13 protein-coding genes are annotated in these 14,791 nt (G+C 63.5%); 1 reads left to right on the top strand and 12 read right to left on the bottom strand.

The window, feature by feature from the left end; all coding sequences use genetic code 11:
* A partial coding sequence (locus tag ACQRA4_RS01500) for a pyruvate kinase alpha/beta domain-containing protein (RefSeq protein WP_427821303.1) occupies nucleotides 1-558 on the top strand: 558 nt, incomplete at its 5' end.
* Nucleotides 559-723: 165 nt separating this feature from the next.
* Here ACQRA4_RS01500 and ACQRA4_RS01495 read toward each other — a convergent pair.
* The 12 genes from ACQRA4_RS01495 to ACQRA4_RS01440 all read right to left on the bottom strand — a co-directional run bounded on the left by ACQRA4_RS01495 (nucleotide 724) and on the right by ACQRA4_RS01440 (nucleotide 14,684).
* A complete protein-coding gene (locus ACQRA4_RS01495; protein ID WP_427821302.1) occupies nucleotides 724-1,017 on the bottom strand; it encodes a hypothetical protein in 294 nt (97 codons plus the stop codon).
* Nucleotides 1,018-1,180: 163 nt separating this feature from the next.
* Entirely contained in the window at nucleotides 1,181-1,714 is a 534-nt protein-coding gene (locus tag ACQRA4_RS01490) for a hypothetical protein (RefSeq protein ID WP_427821301.1), read from the bottom strand.
* A 133-nt stretch (nucleotides 1,715-1,847) separates the two neighbouring features.
* Entirely contained in the window at nucleotides 1,848-2,708 is an 861-nt protein-coding gene (locus ACQRA4_RS01485; RefSeq protein ID WP_427821315.1) for an FAD/NAD(P)-binding protein, read from the bottom strand.
* A gap of 372 nt (nucleotides 2,709-3,080) precedes the next feature.
* Nucleotides 3,081-4,154 carry a 4Fe-4S dicluster domain-containing protein gene (locus ACQRA4_RS01480; protein WP_427821300.1) on the bottom strand — a complete coding sequence of 358 codons (1,074 nt, stop codon included), beginning with the start codon at nucleotides 4,152-4,154 and terminating at the stop codon, nucleotides 3,081-3,083.
* Nucleotides 4,151-5,596 (bottom strand): hydrogenase iron-sulfur subunit, encoded by a 1,446-nt coding sequence (locus tag ACQRA4_RS01475; protein ID WP_427821299.1) that lies wholly within the window; start codon nucleotides 5,594-5,596, stop codon nucleotides 4,151-4,153. The genes ACQRA4_RS01480 and ACQRA4_RS01475 overlap by 4 nt, the downstream gene beginning before the upstream one ends.
* Nucleotides 5,584-7,545, bottom strand: a complete 1,962-nt coding sequence (locus ACQRA4_RS01470; RefSeq protein ID WP_427821298.1) for a 4Fe-4S binding protein — start codon at nucleotides 7,543-7,545, stop codon at nucleotides 5,584-5,586. Before ACQRA4_RS01470 ends, ACQRA4_RS01475 begins: the two co-directional genes overlap by 13 nt.
* Complete coding sequence (locus tag ACQRA4_RS01465) at nucleotides 7,545-8,438, bottom strand: CoB--CoM heterodisulfide reductase iron-sulfur subunit B family protein (protein ID WP_427821297.1); 894 nt, start codon at nucleotides 8,436-8,438, stop codon at nucleotides 7,545-7,547. Before ACQRA4_RS01465 ends, ACQRA4_RS01470 begins: the two co-directional genes overlap by 1 nt.
* The gene (locus ACQRA4_RS01460; protein ID WP_427821296.1) at nucleotides 8,435-9,016 is read right to left on the bottom strand and encodes a 4Fe-4S dicluster domain-containing protein; all 582 of its coding nucleotides are present in this window, start codon (nucleotides 9,014-9,016) and stop codon (nucleotides 8,435-8,437) included. The genes ACQRA4_RS01465 and ACQRA4_RS01460 overlap by 4 nt, the downstream gene beginning before the upstream one ends.
* 253 nt (nucleotides 9,017-9,269) lie before the next feature.
* Nucleotides 9,270-9,725 carry a type II 3-dehydroquinate dehydratase gene (gene aroQ, locus ACQRA4_RS01455; protein WP_427821295.1) on the bottom strand — a complete coding sequence of 152 codons (456 nt, stop codon included), beginning with the start codon at nucleotides 9,723-9,725 and terminating at the stop codon, nucleotides 9,270-9,272.
* Between the two features lie 27 nt (nucleotides 9,726-9,752).
* Complete coding sequence (locus tag ACQRA4_RS01450) at nucleotides 9,753-10,649, bottom strand: shikimate dehydrogenase family protein (protein WP_427821294.1); 897 nt, start codon at nucleotides 10,647-10,649, stop codon at nucleotides 9,753-9,755.
* Between the two features lie 92 nt (nucleotides 10,650-10,741).
* Nucleotides 10,742-12,568, bottom strand: coding sequence for a glutamine--fructose-6-phosphate transaminase (isomerizing) (gene glmS / locus ACQRA4_RS01445; RefSeq protein ID WP_427821293.1), 1,827 nt, complete (start codon nucleotides 12,566-12,568; stop codon nucleotides 10,742-10,744).
* A 193-nt stretch (nucleotides 12,569-12,761) separates the two neighbouring features.
* A complete protein-coding gene (locus tag ACQRA4_RS01440) occupies nucleotides 12,762-14,684 on the bottom strand; it encodes a SurA N-terminal domain-containing protein (protein ID WP_427821292.1) in 1,923 nt (640 codons plus the stop codon).
* Between the last annotated feature and the right edge of the window lie 107 nt (nucleotides 14,685-14,791).

Below are 14,791 nucleotides of genomic sequence, written 5' to 3'. Positions count from 1 at the left end.
AGGTCTGCAATGTATTTTGAGGAAAAGGGCGCGGCCAATACCAGAGCGTGTGTGGATATGGCCACAAAAACCGCGGCGGAAAGAAATATCCGGCATGTTGTGGTGGCCAGCGGCAGCGGCGATACGGCCAGGCTTTTTGCCGGGGTCGGCGCGGCGAAGGTGGTCTGCGTGACCTATGCCTACGGCTTCAGGGAGCCGGGCAGGGCGAAGATGACGGATGCGGTCAGGGAAGAGCTGGAACGCGCGGGCATTCGGGTGCTGAGCGCCACCCATGCGCTCAGCGGCGCCGAACGGGGCATCAGCAGAAAACATGGCGGCATAAGCCCGGTGGAACTTATGGCTGACGCTCTGCGCATGCTGGGGCAGGGCGTCAAAGTTTGCGTTGAGATTGCGGTTATGGCGCTGGACGCGGGCCTGATTCCATACGGCGAGGAAGTCATTGTGGTGGCGGGCAGCGGCAGAGGGGCTGATACCGCCGTTGTCATGCATCCGGCGCACGCCAACAATATTCTGGAAACAAAGATCAACGAGATTCTCTGCAAGCCCAGAAATTTTTAGGCGCAGACGCCGCCCTTTCCGCGCAACATCAGACGGGCGGCGCAGCACACTGACAAACGGCGCTCGCACCGCGGCCCACAGCGTTTGGGGATACTTTGACAGAGCGTTTTGCCCATTTTCGGCAAAACGCTCTGTCATTTCTTTGCTGCGGGGCGTCGCAGACTTTCAGATTTGTAAAATATGAAAGTCAATTTGTTCAGGAGCGTTTTCGCAATGGAGTTGCGTAAACGCTCCGGCGGCGGTAGCCGTTAACAAGCCCTGCCTGCTTACGGAGAGCGCCAGCGGTTCCGGTGGCCGCCTGTCGCGGTAGCTGATTGCCGTCTCCATCCGCGGCTTCTTCGTCGCAACGGCTGGAGCGAAGCGGGAGCAGACGCCCGCGCCGTAATAAGGCGAAAAGCCGCGCTTTCCCCGAAATGCAGCGAAAGCTGATGAAAATATCTGTCTTACAGATATTTTCATCAGCAAGATTCCTTAGCGTCTGCTTGCAAAAGCAGACGCTACAAAATCCATAAGGGTTTTGCGGCGGCGCGACCGGGTTCATCTGCGAAAAACCACGTTTCTTCGCGAACGATCCCGCAAAAATTCTTCGCGGAATTCCGCGCGGAATTTTTGCCATTAGACACTAGTTGAGGCTTTCCCGCATGACGTCGAGCATCAGGCTTTCCGGCTTTTTGGCGCAGGCCTCCAGATAGGCGTTGAGAGCGGCGTCGCTTTCCAGCACCGAACCGGGCTTGCCGCTCTTCTGGCGGTTATAGCCGTCCAGCCAGATTACAAAACCGCTGCCGTCGTCTTCGTTGTCGCTGTACTGTTTGCAGGTGGTTTTGTCCGCGCGCCAGGGGCTGTCGTCGGGCGCGGGATGGTTTTTGCGGGCCTCCTGCCAGAGGGTGAGCATCTTTTCCGTGGGCTTGGCCTGGCAGGCGGCATAGACCTGCTCCAGCAGCGGGGCCATGATCGCGGGGTCGGCCACGGTTTGCCCCTGCGCGGCGGCGGCGTAGCCGTCGATCTGCAGCCCCTCGAACAGCGGCGGCTGGCCGGAAACGCTGGCCGCCACCAGTTCGGCGCAAATATAGGTGGCCGGGTCAATTTTTTCGTCCGCCGCCCGGGCCGCCACAGGCAGGCTCAGCATAAGGCAGCAGAGAAGAAGCATTTTTTTCATTCTTTCTCCTTGGCTGAAGCAACGCATTTTTTTCATTATCCACAAGCCCGCGCCTGCCAACAGGCGCTAAAAGCGGCCGCCGGGCAATTTCCGACGACCGCATCCCCGGCAGGGCGCGCAGGCGGCTGACGGCCTACAGCTCCGGCGGCAGGTTCTGCAATTCCTTCCAGGTAAACACCGGCCCGTCCACGCAGACGTAACGGCCGCCGATATTGCATCGCCCGCAAATGCCGATGCCGCATTTCATGCGTTTTTCCAGGGTGGTGACAATGTTTTCCGGCGCGAAGTTCAGCTTTTGCAGGGCCTGCGCCGTGAACTTGATCATGATCGGGGGCCCGCAGAGCACGGCCACACAATTGGCCGGGTCGGGGTTCAGCTCCAGCAGCACATTGGGGATCAGCCCCACCTTGTGCTTCCAGCCCTCAAAGGGGGCGTCAATGCACAGGGTGCAGTCCAGATCGGGGCGGCGCAGCCAGTCGTCCAGCTCATAGCTGTAGGCCATGTCGCGCGGCGTGCGCGCCCCGTAGAGCAGGCTGATCTTGCCGTAATCCGCCTTGTGTTCCAGCAGGTGCAGCATGATGGTGCGAATGGGGGCCATGCCGATGCCGCCGCCCACAAAGAAGACGTTCTTGCCCTTCCAGTCGTTGTAGGGAAAGAAATTGCCCAGGGGCGCGCGCACGCCCACCTTGTCGCCGGGCGATACGCGGTGGATGGCGGCGGTCACTTCACCGGCCTGCATGACGGAGAATTGCAGATACTCCTTCATGGACGGCGGGGAATTGATGACAAAGGTGGCCTCGCCCGCGCCGAACACCGAAAGCTGGCCCACCTGACCCGGCTCATGGGTGAAGGACTGCATGTCTTCGGGGTTGTCCAGAATGACCCGCAGGGTTTTGATGTTGCCGGTTTCCTGGATGACTTCGGCCACTGTGGCGGGCATGGGCTTGTAGGGATTGCCCTGCGGCTTTGGCCTGGGCGGGATTTCCCGCAGCATGCCCCTGGCCCTGGCGGGCGATTGGGAAGACCCGGCGGATTTGCCCCTGGTTTTGGGGGCCGAAGCCGGAGCTGCGGCGGGCGTTTCCACCGTGGCGGGCGCGGCGCTTTCCCTGACGGCCAGTTCGCCTTCTTCCCGTATGACGGGCGCGCGCTCTTCACGCGCCACAAGCTTCGCGTCCGGGCGCACGGCCGGTGAAACCGGCTGAGCGGTCACGGGCGCGGCGGCCTTGGGCTTGGGCGTCACGTTCTTTTTGGGCGTGGCCTCTCCGGGAGCTTTCTTGGGCGCGGTTTTGGGCGCGGCCTTGGGGGCCGCCTTGGATGCGGTTTTGGCTTTGCCGGAAGTTTTCTTGGTAGCCATGCGTCAGCTCCTCTACTCGGCGGTGGCCTGGTCTGCGTTGAGCGCGGCAAGCACTATGGCGCGGATATCCAGGCAAACGGGGCAGTTGCTGATGCAGCGGCCGCAGCCGTTGCAGGAGAAAGCCCCCCAGTTTTCAGGATAGGTGGAGAACTTGTGCGATACGCGGTTGCGCATGCGGAAAGCCTTGAGCATGCGCGGGTTGTGACCGCTGGCCTCGCGGGTGAACAGCGAGGACATGCAGTTGTCCCAGCTGCGCAGGCGGCGTCCGCCTTTTTCGCTCAGGCCCTCGCCTTCGTCCGTAATGCTGAAGCAGTAACAGGTGGGGCAGAAATAGGTGCATGCCCCGCAGGACAGACAGCGGTCGGTCCAGTTCTGCCAAAACTCCGTATTGGTGAACAGGGCCGCCAGTTTTTCAGGCGCGTCCTTGATGGCCGGAGCGGGCTCCAGCGTGGCCCAGGCGGCCTTGCGCGCCGCTTCGGCCAGGGGGAACTGTTCCGCGCCGTCAGGCAGGCCCGAAGCCGCCAGCAGCGCCTCGCCCCGGGGCGTCACGGCCTGAAGCACATAGCCTCCTTCCACCTCGGTCATCAGCGCATCCGAACCCTCGGGCGACGAGGGGCCGCCGCCTACCCAGTGGCAGAAACAGGTATTGCAGCCGCTGGGGCAGGTGATGGCGATCACTGTGAGCGCCTCGCGCCGGGCCTTGTAATAGGGGTCGGCAAAGGGGCCTTGCATGTAGGGGCGATCCAGCACGGCAAAGCCGCGCGCGTCGCAGGGGCGGCAGGCAAAGACCACCGTGGGCTGAGCCTCGATGCTGTCGTCCAGGCTGATGGTCACGCGTTCGGGATTTTCCGGGTCTTTTGTTTTTTTGTAGCGCACCAGGGTTTCGCTCTGGGGCAGTACGGCGGCCTTGGGCGGCACGGTGGCCTTTTCAAGGGTGAAGGGCATGCCCTTGCTCCACGGCTCAAAGACCACGGAACGCTTGTTGGCCGGTTTTTCCACCGGCACGAGCACGCGCCGGCCATCTTGCGAGAGGAAGGCCAGAAAGCCGGGCAGGCCGTCGGATGTGACAAAGCGGGTCATGCTCATTTCCAGTCCCTCTCATGAATGTTCTTTTCTTCCAGTTCATAGCCCAGCAGCGGCGGCACGGCGGCGGGATCAAGACCGGCCTTGTAGTCAAAGAGCTGGCCCACGGCGCGGGCTATCTGCTGGCGCAGGGCCAGGATGGGAATGCCCACCGGGCAGGCCCGCTGGCATTCGCCGCAGCCCGTGCAGCGCCCGGCCAGATGCAGGGCGTGGATGGTCTGGAAAAAGAGTTTTTCGCGCGTGCTGTCCTCCTGGCTCATCCAGTGCGGGTCGCGGCTGTCGGAGACGCAGAAATCACGGCAGACGCACATGGGGCAGGCGTTGCGGCAGGCGTAGCAGCGCAGGCAACGCTCCATCTGGCCGCGCCAGAAGGCCATGCGCTCTTCAAGGCTCATGGAGTCCAGCAGGGCCAGCTCCGGCGGCGTGTAGGGGCCGGGCTCAACCCTGACCGGCTGGCCCGCGCGGGCGTCGGCCAGCACGGCCATGGGCGTGGTGCAGCCGTAGCATTTGCCCTGCGCGAAGTCGGCCATGCAGAAGCGGCGCTCCTTGCCGTCGGCCGTTATGGTTACGCCGGCCTCGTCATAGGCCACCTTGTCGATTTTGCTGTAGCGTCCAAGCTCCTGATTGACCCGCGCCATGTCCAGCGTGCCTTCGCAGGGCAGGGCGAAGATGGTCACGTCTTCGCGTCTGATCAGGTTTTCCTGCAGCAGTTCCACCACCGAGCGCGAGTCGCAGCCCTTGACCACAATGCCCACCTTCTTGCCCTTGAACGAGGGCAGGTAGACGGCGGGGTTATTGACGTTGAAGGGCCCCCAGACCAGCTTGTCCACATCTTCCGGGGTTTTCATGAACAGCGGCACGGTGTGCGCGCCGTCGTAGCCCTGCCGCCAGCCGATGACGCAATCCAGCTCCGGCAGTTTGGCCTTGATGGCCTCCTTGAGCTGATCCAGGGCGGCCGTCTGCCCGGTACCCAGGGGACGCAACGCGGTCAGGGCCATGTCGGCGATTTTCAGCAGGGGTTCGGCGTCTTCCAGACGGGGCGCGGGGCCCAGCTTGTGGATGCGCTCGGTAAATACCGTGACCACCTGCTGCCAGCGCTGCCCTTCCGAGGCCGAAACCCAGGTGTATTCAAAGCGCCGGTCGTCAATGCCCAGCACGGGCAGAAATTGCTTGAGCACTTCCAGACGGCGGCGGGCATAGAAGTTGCCCGCGGCGTAGTGGCAGTCGCGCGGGTGGCAGCCGGAAACCAGCACGCCGTCCGCGCCGTTGAGCAGGGCCTTGACGATAAAGAGCGGGTCAACGCGGCCCGAACAGGGCACACGGATAATCCGCAGATCCGTGGGTTGCCCGGCGCGGGCGACCCCGGCCGTGTCGGCGCCGCCGTAAGAGCACCAGTTGCAGAGAAAACCCACAATCCGCAGTTCTTTGCCTTTCAGCACTGGCATAGCGCGTTCACCTCCGCAAGAATCTGGTTGTCGGTGGCGTGTGAGAGCTGGATGGCGCCCTGCGGACAGGTGGCCGTGCACAGGCCGCAGCCCTGGCAGACAGTCTCAATGACCTGGGCCTTGCCTTCGCCCCGGATTTCCACTTCCTTGATGGCCCCGAAGGGGCAGCAGCGGATGCACTTGCCGCAGTTCACGCAACGGCGGATGTCCACCTGGGCTATCTGCGGGTCGCTCTCCAGCTTGTCCCTGGCGAACAGGGCCAGCACTTTGGCCGCCGCCGCCGAACCCTGGGCCACGGAGGCCGGAATGTCCTTGGCCCCCTGACAAACGCCGGCCAGGAATACGCCGGCGGTATTGGTTTCAACGGGTTTGAGCTTCACATGGCTTTCCATGAAAAAGCCGTAATGATCGTAAGAGATGCGCAGCTTTTCGGCCAGCTGGGGCGAACCCTTGCTGGCCTCGATGCCCACGGCCAGCACCACCAGGTCGGCCCTGATTTCCACAGGTTCGCCCAGCAGGGTATCCACGCCCATGACCACATACTGCCCGTTGCCGTCGGGGTAAATACGCGAAACGCGGCCGCGGATGTATTCCGTGCCGTATTCCTCCACGGCCCGGCGGGTGAACTCGTCATACATCTTGCCCGGCGCGCGGATGTCCATGTAAAAGACGTAGGACTGGGAAGTGGGAATGTGATCCTTGGTCAGCACGGCCTGTTTGGCGGTGTACATGCAGCAGAAGCCGGAGCAGTAGGGGCGGCCGACGGACCTGTCGCGCGAGCCCACGCACTGGATGAAGACCACCTTCTGCGGCTCGCGCCCGTCGGAAGGCCGCACGATATGCCCGCCCGTGGGGCCGGAGGCCGACATGATGCGCTCGTACTGAAGCGAAGTGATCACGTCGGAGTACTTGCCGCCGCCGTATTCCTCATACACGCTCCAATCCATGAGGTCATAGCCCGTGGCCGCCACGATGGAGCCCACCTCCTCGGTGACGATTTCATCCTGCATGTCGTAGCTGATGGCGCCCGTGGGGCAGACCTTGGCGCAGACGCCGCATTTGCCCTTGACGAGCTGACGGCAGTGCGCGGCGTTGATGACCGCCTTTTTGGGAATGGCCTGCGGAAAGGCGATGCTGATGGCCGTGGTGGGGCCGGTAAATTCATTGAAGGCGTCGGGCGTTTTTTTGCTGGGGCATTTTTCGGTGCAGGCCCCGCAGCCGGTGCATTTGCTCCAGTCCACATGGGTGGCCTTCTTGCGGATTTTCACCGTGAAATTGCCCACATAGCCCGAAATGTCCTCCACTTCCGAATAGGCGTAGAGGGTGATGTTGGGGTGCTGGGCCACGTCCACCATCTTGGGGCCCAGAATACAGGCCGAACAGTCCACCGTGGGAAAGGTCTTGTCCAGTTTGGCCATTTTGCCGCCGATGGTGGCTTCGCGCTCTACCAGAATCACGGGCACGCCGCCGTCGGCGCAGTCCAGCGCGGCCTGGATGCCCGCCACGCCGCCGCCGATGATCAGCACCTTTCTGGTCACGTCGAAGGATTTGGCCGTCAGGGGCTTGTTGTTGCGCAGCTTTTCCACAGCCAGGCGCACCAGCTCGGCTGACTTGTTGGTATTGGCTTCCTTGTCGCGGCCGATCCAGGAGACATGTTCGCGGATATTGGCCATTTCAAACATGTAGCGGTTGAGCCCGGCCCGCTCCACAGTGCGGCGGAAGGTGGGCTCGTGCATGCGCGGCGTGCAGGAGGCCACCACCACGCCGTCCAGCCTGTGTTCGTGTATGGCCGCCTCAATGGCGGCCTGGCCCGGCTCGGCGCAGGTGTACATGGGGTCGTCGGCATACACCACATCCGGGAAACCGCGGGCGATTTCAGCCACTTTCGCGCAGTCCACAGTGCCGCCGATATTGCTGCCGCAATGGCAGATAAAGACGCCTATTCTCATTATCTGTCTCCTTCGCCGGCCTGCGCGTCGATCTTGCGCAGCAGTTCATCGGCGCTGACGCGGAGTTTTTCAAGCCCGAGATGTTCAGGCGCAATGCCGAAGGCCAGGCCCATCACCTGCGTGAAGTAGAGCACGGGCATGCGGAAGAAGGCGTCAGCCTCCTTGGCGGCCTGCTTCTGGCGCAGATCAAGATTCATCTGGCAGAGCGGGCAGGCCACCACCACGGCATCCACGCCCAGTTGGGTGGCCAGCTCCAGAATGCGGCCCGAATTGCGCGCGGTCATGGCCCGTTCCGGAATGCCGAATGACGCGCCGCAACAGGCGGTCTTGAGTGGAAAATCCACCATTTCCGCGCCACAGGCGGAGAGCAGGCTTTCCATGAGCGTGGGGTTTTCCGGGTCGCCGAAATTCATGATTTCGGGCGGGCGGCTCATGAGGCAGCCGTAATAGGCGGCCAGCCTGACGCCCTTGAGGCTTTTTTTCACCTGCGCGGCAATGGCGCTGGCGTCGTAAACCCGCGCGAGGCCCTGCATCACCGAGGTGACTTCGGGAAGGCGCGCCGCCGCCGCCGGGCTGTCCAGCAGCTCGTCCACGCGCGCGCGAAACCGCGGATTTTCCATGCGCCTGGCCGCGTGGCGCAGGTTGGAAAGGCAGCTGGGGCAGGGCGTCAGCACGGTTTCGACCTGCTCGCGGGCCGCGATATCCAGGTTGCGCACGCAGAGCGCGGCGGAAAGCTCGGCGTCCACGGCATGGGCCGGGGTGGAGCCGCAGCAGTTCCAGCCCGGCAGTTCCTCAAGGTAAAGGCCCAGGGTCGCGCACACGGCCTGGGTGGATTTTTCATAATCCGCCGAAGAACCCTTGGCGGAACAGCCGGGATAGTAGGCAAACTTCATGGCCGCACCCCCTCGCGCCTGGCGCGCTCTTTATAGCGCTGCATGATCCGGGCCACCGCGTCGGCGCCGCCGGGAATGACGTGGGGCTTGAAGCCCAGCTTTTTCTTTTTCAGCGCTTCGGGCGCGAGGTCGAGATCCGTGAACAGGCGCATGGAGCGCATCATGTACAGCGCCATTGTGCCGATTTCATAGGAGCGGCCAAAGGCGCGCACCGTGTCGAGAAAGGAAAACCAGAACTTCTCCACCTTGGGCACGGCCACCCGGCCTTCCTTGCGGGCCATGTGGCGCAGGGTTTCCATGACCGCCGCCACATCTATATTGTTGGGGCAGCGCAGCGAACAGGTGGAACAGGACAGGCACATCCAGATGGAGCGCGAGTTGAGCACCTCGTCTTTCAGGCCGAGCTGCACGCCGCGCATGATCTGGTTGACCTGCCGGTCATAGGCGAAACCCGCCGGGCAGCCGGCCGTGCAATTGCCGCACTGGTAGCAGGTGGACACGTTTTGGCCGCTTTGCGCCTCCACTTCCGCCGTAAAGGCGGCGTCGCGCATCCGGCTCAGGTTAATGGCGTCGTTCATGGCAACTCTCTGGTTAGAAGCTGACGGACAGAAGCGGGAAAAGTTAAATTTTTTTTTGTGTCTACAGGAGAATAGGCCAAAAATCTAGTGTCTGCTTGCAAAAGCGGACACTGCAAAACCCGCGGGGTTTTACGGCGGCGTAGCCGGGTTCATTCGCGAAAAACCACGTTTTTTCGCGAACGATCCCGCAAAAATTCTTCGCGGAATTTTTGCAATGAGACACTGGGGTCTGCCCATATCAAAAAATATCAAGTTATTTTTTTTCTGCCGGCGCCCTTTGCGCCATGTCGCAGGCGGCGCGCAGCCCCAGAAGATAGCTGTTTACGCCAAATCCCGCGATGCTGCCCGCGCAGACCGGGGCCAGCACGGAATTGTGGCGAAAGGCTTCGCGCGCGTGCACGTTGGACATGTGCACCTCCACCACGGGCACGCTCAGAATGGCCAGGGCGTCCGCAATGGCGTGGCTGTAGTGGGTCCAGGCGCCGGCGTTGATGACCACGGCCTGGATGTCTTCCTCGGGGATGCGGTGGATGCGCTCCACCATTTCACCTTCATGATTGGTCTGAAAGGCGACGAGGCCCGCGCCCAGCGTTTTGGCCAGGCCCGTCAGGGCCGCGTTGATGTCCGCCAGCGTGGCCGTGCCGTAATGGGCCGGGTCGCGCTTGCCGAACATGTTCAGATTGACGCCGTGCAGGATCAGAATGTTCATGGATGCGCCCTGTGGTGTGAGTGTGCGTCATGGCGCGCCGTACAGCGCCTTTTCCAGATTGCGGCGGGCTTCGGGGGGCAGGGGCCTGCCGGTCCAGAGCCGGAACTGGGCGTCGCCCTGGCCGAAAAACATCTCCAGGCCCGTGACGCAACGTCGCCCGGCCCGGCGCGCCTCGCGCAGAAAACGGGTTTCCAGCGGATTGTACACAATATCGTAAGCGACGGGAGCCGTGTCAACGCGGGCGTCTCCGCTGGCCGCGCCTGTGACGCCCGCCGCGCGGACGGGGGCGGACAGGCTGAAATCATAGGGGCTTTCGCCCTCATGTTTGCCGCGCATGCCCAGAGGCGTGGCATTGATGATCAGGCCGGCGGGCACATCGTGGCGCTGCTCCCAGGGTACGGGCGTAAAACCGAAGCGCTCGGCCAGGGGCAGATGGCTGCGGTTGGAGGGCGTGGCCGCAAAGACCTTGCGGCAGCGCCGCAGACGCAGCCCCGCGGCCACGGCGTGGGCCGCGCCGCCCGCGCCCAGCAGCAGGGCGTCCATATTTTCCAGGGGCATGCCCGCCAGAGGGGCCAGAAAACCGCTCACGTCGGTATTTTCGCCGCAGAGGGCCGCGCCGTCCCAATAGATGGTGTTGACCGCGCCGGCCAGCCCGGCCTGGGGGCTGACCCTGTCCAGCAGGGGCAAGAGGGCCATCTTGTGCGGAATGGTCACCGAGCAGCCCTTGACGCCAAGCAGGCGCACGCTGTCCACAAAGGCGGGCAGGCGCTCCGGCGGCACTTCCCAGCGCAGATAGACCGCCGGAATGCCCAGGGTCTGAAAACCGGTGTTGTGCAGCAGCGGGGAAAGGGTCTGGGCCAGGGGCCAGCCCGTCACGCCGTAAAGATCAGCGGGCAAAAAGAGTTTCGGCGCAGATGGCGGCATGGAACGCATGCGCTCAGGATAGCCCATCGCGCCTGCGCGGGCAAGAAGGTTCCCGGCCCGCACTGCGGGTTCTGGTCATGACCCGGCCGTTCTTACTCCACAGTGACGCTTTTGGCCAGATTGCGCGGCTGATCCACATCCTTGCCCAGATAGTCCGCCATTTCATAGCTGAAAAGCTGGAGCGCGGGCAGGGCCATGAAGGCGGCCAGGGGCACGGGCAGGGCGGGGATGATCCAGGGGTCGTCCACAGCCAGTTCCAGCCCCGGATTGGTCAGGGCGATGACCTTGCCCTGCCGGGCCTGCACTTCCACAATATTGGATTTGACCTTGGGAAAAAGCGCGTCGTCCAGGGCCAGGGCAAAGGTGGGAAAGGCCGGATCAATAAGCGCGATGGGCCCGTGCTTCATTTCGCCCGCGGCATAGCCCTCGGCGTGGATGTAGGACAGTTCCTTGAGTTTGAGCGCCCCTTCCAGAGCCAGGGGGTAACAGTGCCCACGGCCGAGATAGAAGAAATCGCGGGCCTGGGCGTATTTGCGCGAAAGCTCGCGGGCCCTGTCGTGCATGGCCGGCAGGTGGTCGTCCAGAAGGGCGGGCAGGGATTCCAGCAGGCCGATGAGCTCACGTCGCCGCGCTTCGGGCAGGATGTTCCGGCGGCCGCCCCAGTACAGGGCCATCAGAGCCAGGGTGAGCATCTGGCTGCACATGGCCTTGGTGGAGGCCACGCTGATTTCCGGCCCGGCCTGGGTGTAGATCACGGCCGAGGATTCGCGCGCGATGGAAGAACCCACCACATTGCAAAGCCCCAGCACCGGCACGCCGCGCTCACGGGCGACCCGCAGGGCCGCCAGGGTGTCGGCGGTTTCGCCGCTCTGGCTGATGACCAGCGCCATCTCTTCCTGATTCAGAAGCAGGCTGTCGCGGTAGCGAAACTCCGAGGCTATTTCCACCTGCACCGGAACCCCGGCCCAGTGCTCCAGCAGATGCCTGCCCCAGAGCCCTGAATGGTACGAGGTGCCGCAGGCCACGATATGCAGGCGGCGCGGCGCGGGCAGGGCGTCCAGTTCCGGCAGCAGGGCCGCGTCGCGCGCGGCGTTGACCCTGCCGGTCAGGCCGTCGCTGATCACGCGCGGCTGCTCAAAAATTTCCTTGAGCATGAAATGGCGGTGGCCGCCCTTTTGCGCGGCCTGCATGTCCCACTGGATTGTCTGCGCCTCATGTTCCACAGGGGTGAGATCCGACAGGCGCAGAATCTCATGGCGCGCGGGTGTGGCCCGCACTATTTCGCCGTCCTCCAGAAAGATCACCCGCCGGGTATACGGCAGAAAGGCCGGAATGTCCGAGGCCACAAAATTTTCACCCGTGCCCAGGCCGAAGATCAGCGGCGCGGACATGCGCGCGGCGTAAATGGTTTCCGGCTCGGCGTTGTCCATGAGGCAGACCGCGTAGGCCCCGTGGGCCTCGCGCAGGGCCGCCGCGAAGGCGTGCAGCAGGTCGGATTCGCTTTTGCGGCGTTCGGCAATGAGATTGACCAGCACTTCCGTATCGGTTTCGGAATGAAAAACATAGCCCTTGGCCGCCAGCTCGGCCTTGATTTCCTGATAGTTTTCAATGATGCCGTTATGCACCAGCGCCAGGGAACCGTCATTGCTCAGATGGGGGTGGGCGTTGCGCTCTGCCGGCACGCCGTGCGTGGCCCAGCGGGTATGGCCCATGGCGCAGGTGGCTGTGGAAACCGGCTCCCGCGCCAGCTTTTCCTCCAGGGCCGCCAGTTTGCCCTTGGCCCGCATCACGCGCAGGCCGCCCTGACGCACAAAGGCCACACCGGCGGAATCATAGCCGCGGTATTCCAGACGGCGCAGGCCCTCCACCACCACGGGCACGGCGGGCCGATGCCCCGCATAACCGATAATGCCGCACATAGGCTGTTTCTCCCGGCAAAACCCCGCGCATGGCGAGGTGTTCACGCTTCATGATTCGCAGAAATGACTTCCAGCGCCGGACAAGAACCCGGCGCGGCGCGAAAGGGGCCTTGAAGGGGCCAGAAACCGTCCTTGAAGCCGGGCGCATCCGGCACAAGACCGCCCCGGCTCGGCCCGGCTTGCGCGAGGCGCGCTACATGTTCACGCGATCCACGATATTCGGGTTCAATATCTCCACCTTGGCCCTGGAGGCCAGATTCTGCATGAAAAGCTGGTACAGGCCGTCCATCCGTTCGCGGGACACGCTGCCGGTCATCAGATCGCGCGCGCTGTCCCACTCTTGCGGATCGGGCGGCCGCACGGCGGCCACGCGACAGAGCAGGGCGCCCGGCCCTTCGCTTTTGCCTTCCGCGGCATAGGCCGCGGGCAGCCAGGTTTCGGGTCTGGCCGCAAAAATGGCTTCGGAGAGGGCCGCGTCTGGCGCGAAATCCGCCAGGTTGTCGCCGCGCCCCATAACCGGAGCCGTTTTGATGTTCAGGCTCGCTTTCAGGGCGCCGGGCAAGGGGCCGTCCTTCAGTTCCTTGCGGCGGGCCGAGGCGCTTTCCAGAGCGGCCTTGAGGGCCTTTTCGGCGGTCAGCCTGGCCGCGATGGCCTCTTTCACCGCGCTGAGGGGCTGAATGGAGCCTGGCTCGGCTTTGACCACCCTGGCCACCAGATACGCGTCGCCGGCTTCCAGGGCCGTATCCACGGGCGCGCCCGGCGTCGCGGCGATGAGGGCGGCTGCCCCGCCGGGGGTCACGCCCAGCTTTTGCTCAGCCTCACTCTGGCTGAGCAGGCCGCTCTGTTCGGCCTTCAGCCCGAAACGGGCCGCGCTTTCGGCCAGGGGCTTGCCCAGGATGTTGTCTTCAATCAGGCTGTCCAGCACATCGTGCAGCCTGTCCGCGCCCCGCTCTTGCGCCAGCCCCTGGCGCGCCTCCTGAAGCGCGTCTTTGAAGGGTTTGAGGCCGCCGGGCCTCTTTTCTTCCACCTTGATGATGTGCAGACCGAAGGGGCTGCGAACCGGCCCGGAAATCTGCCCGGCTTCCAGGGCGAATGCGGCGTCTTCAAAGGGCTTCACGGTCTTGCCGTGCGTGATCCAGCCCAGCGCGCCGCCGGGGCCGGCCGCATTGGGGCCGTTGCGGGCGTCGGCCACATCCGCGAAACTCTTGCCGCTCTTGAGTTCGGCCTGAATTTGCGCCACATCCTCGCGGGCCTTTTTTTCCGCCTCAGCCGGCGCGTTGTCAGCCAGAGGCACCAGAATATGCGCGGCCCTGACCTGTTCCTGCTCTTCAAAGCGCTTTTTGTTGGCCTCATACCACTGTCGCGCATCCGCCTCGCTGACGCTTTCCGGCGTGATCAGCGTTTCGGGCGACACGCTCACATAGGCCACATCCACCTTGGGCGGGATGGCGAAATCCTGCTTGTGGGCGTCATAATAGGCGCTGATTTCCTGATCCGACACTTTGGCGTCAGCGACGAAGCCGGCGGCCGGAATGAAGATGTAGTCCGCCACGCGGCGTTCCCCCAAAAAGTTGTAGCGGTTTTGCGCTTCATCGGGGTCCACCCAGGCCGGCGCCGTAATCAGGGCGAATATTTTTTCGCGCAGCAGCTGGTCGCTCATGTCTTTTTCATACTGGGCGGGGCTGATGCGCTGGGCGGCCAGCACGCGGGCATAGGCCTCCGGGTCAAAGCGACCCTGAGCGTCCTGAAAGGCCCTGATGCCGCCCACGGCCTGGCGCAGTTCCAGCGGGGTCACGCTGATGCCGACGCGCGCGGCCTCCTGAAGCAGCAGCGTCCGCTGAATCAGGTCGCGCAGCACCTGGCGGCCCAGATGCCGCTCTTTGAGCTGTTCGCGGGTGATGCCGGGGTTGCCGCGCAGCAGCGATTCCTCCGCGTTATGATAGGCCTGCTCGAACTGCTGGGCCAGGATGGGGTCGCCATTGACCACGGCCGCCACGTTGATGGAATCCCTGTCATTGAAGCTGCCCACGCCCCAGAAGACAAAGACCAGAATGATGACGCCAAAGGCCGCCTTGACGCCGAAAGACTGCGCGTTGGAACGGATATAATCAAGCATGCGTACTCCGAAATGCCGAATTGTCCTCCCTTTTCCGGCGGTATTCGCCGAAAACGGGGGCGCTGACAGAAACGGAAGTATAAGCGCCTTTGCGCCGAAACTCAAGA

Origin of the sequence: Desulfovibrio sp. SGI.169 (assembly GCF_050313595.1) — a bacterium.
Taxonomy (GTDB): domain Bacteria; phylum Desulfobacterota; class Desulfovibrionia; order Desulfovibrionales; family Desulfovibrionaceae; genus Desulfovibrio.
The sequence above is the reverse complement of the archived record's forward strand: the minus strand, read 5'-3'. Positions and strand labels throughout refer to the sequence as shown.

Coding starts and splice junctions, on each gene's coding strand:
- ACQRA4_RS01450 (WP_427821294.1), bottom strand. CDS start 10,649: ATGCCGCCATCTGCGCCGAAACTCTTTTTGCCCGCTGATCTTTACGGC.
- ACQRA4_RS01490 (WP_427821301.1), bottom strand. CDS start 1,714: ATGAAAAAAATGCTTCTTCTCTGCTGCCTTATGCTGAGCCTGCCTGTG.
- ACQRA4_RS01475 (WP_427821299.1), bottom strand. CDS start 5,596: ATGCCAGTGCTGAAAGGCAAAGAACTGCGGATTGTGGGTTTTCTCTGC.
- ACQRA4_RS01465 (WP_427821297.1), bottom strand. CDS start 8,438: ATGAAGTTTGCCTACTATCCCGGCTGTTCCGCCAAGGGTTCTTCGGCG.
- ACQRA4_RS01495 (WP_427821302.1), bottom strand. CDS start 1,017: ATGAAAATATCTGTAAGACAGATATTTTCATCAGCTTTCGCTGCATTT.
- aroQ (WP_427821295.1), bottom strand. CDS start 9,725: ATGAACATTCTGATCCTGCACGGCGTCAATCTGAACATGTTCGGCAAG.
- ACQRA4_RS01480 (WP_427821300.1), bottom strand. CDS start 4,154: ATGAGCATGACCCGCTTTGTCACATCCGACGGCCTGCCCGGCTTTCTG.
- ACQRA4_RS01440 (WP_427821292.1), bottom strand. CDS start 14,684: ATGCTTGATTATATCCGTTCCAACGCGCAGTCTTTCGGCGTCAAGGCG.
- ACQRA4_RS01470 (WP_427821298.1), bottom strand. CDS start 7,545: ATGAGAATAGGCGTCTTTATCTGCCATTGCGGCAGCAATATCGGCGGC.
- ACQRA4_RS01485 (WP_427821315.1), bottom strand. CDS start 2,708: ATGCTGCGGGAAATCCCGCCCAGGCCAAAGCCGCAGGGCAATCCCTAC.
- glmS (WP_427821293.1), bottom strand. CDS start 12,568: ATGTGCGGCATTATCGGTTATGCGGGGCATCGGCCCGCCGTGCCCGTG.
- ACQRA4_RS01460 (WP_427821296.1), bottom strand. CDS start 9,016: ATGAACGACGCCATTAACCTGAGCCGGATGCGCGACGCCGCCTTTACG.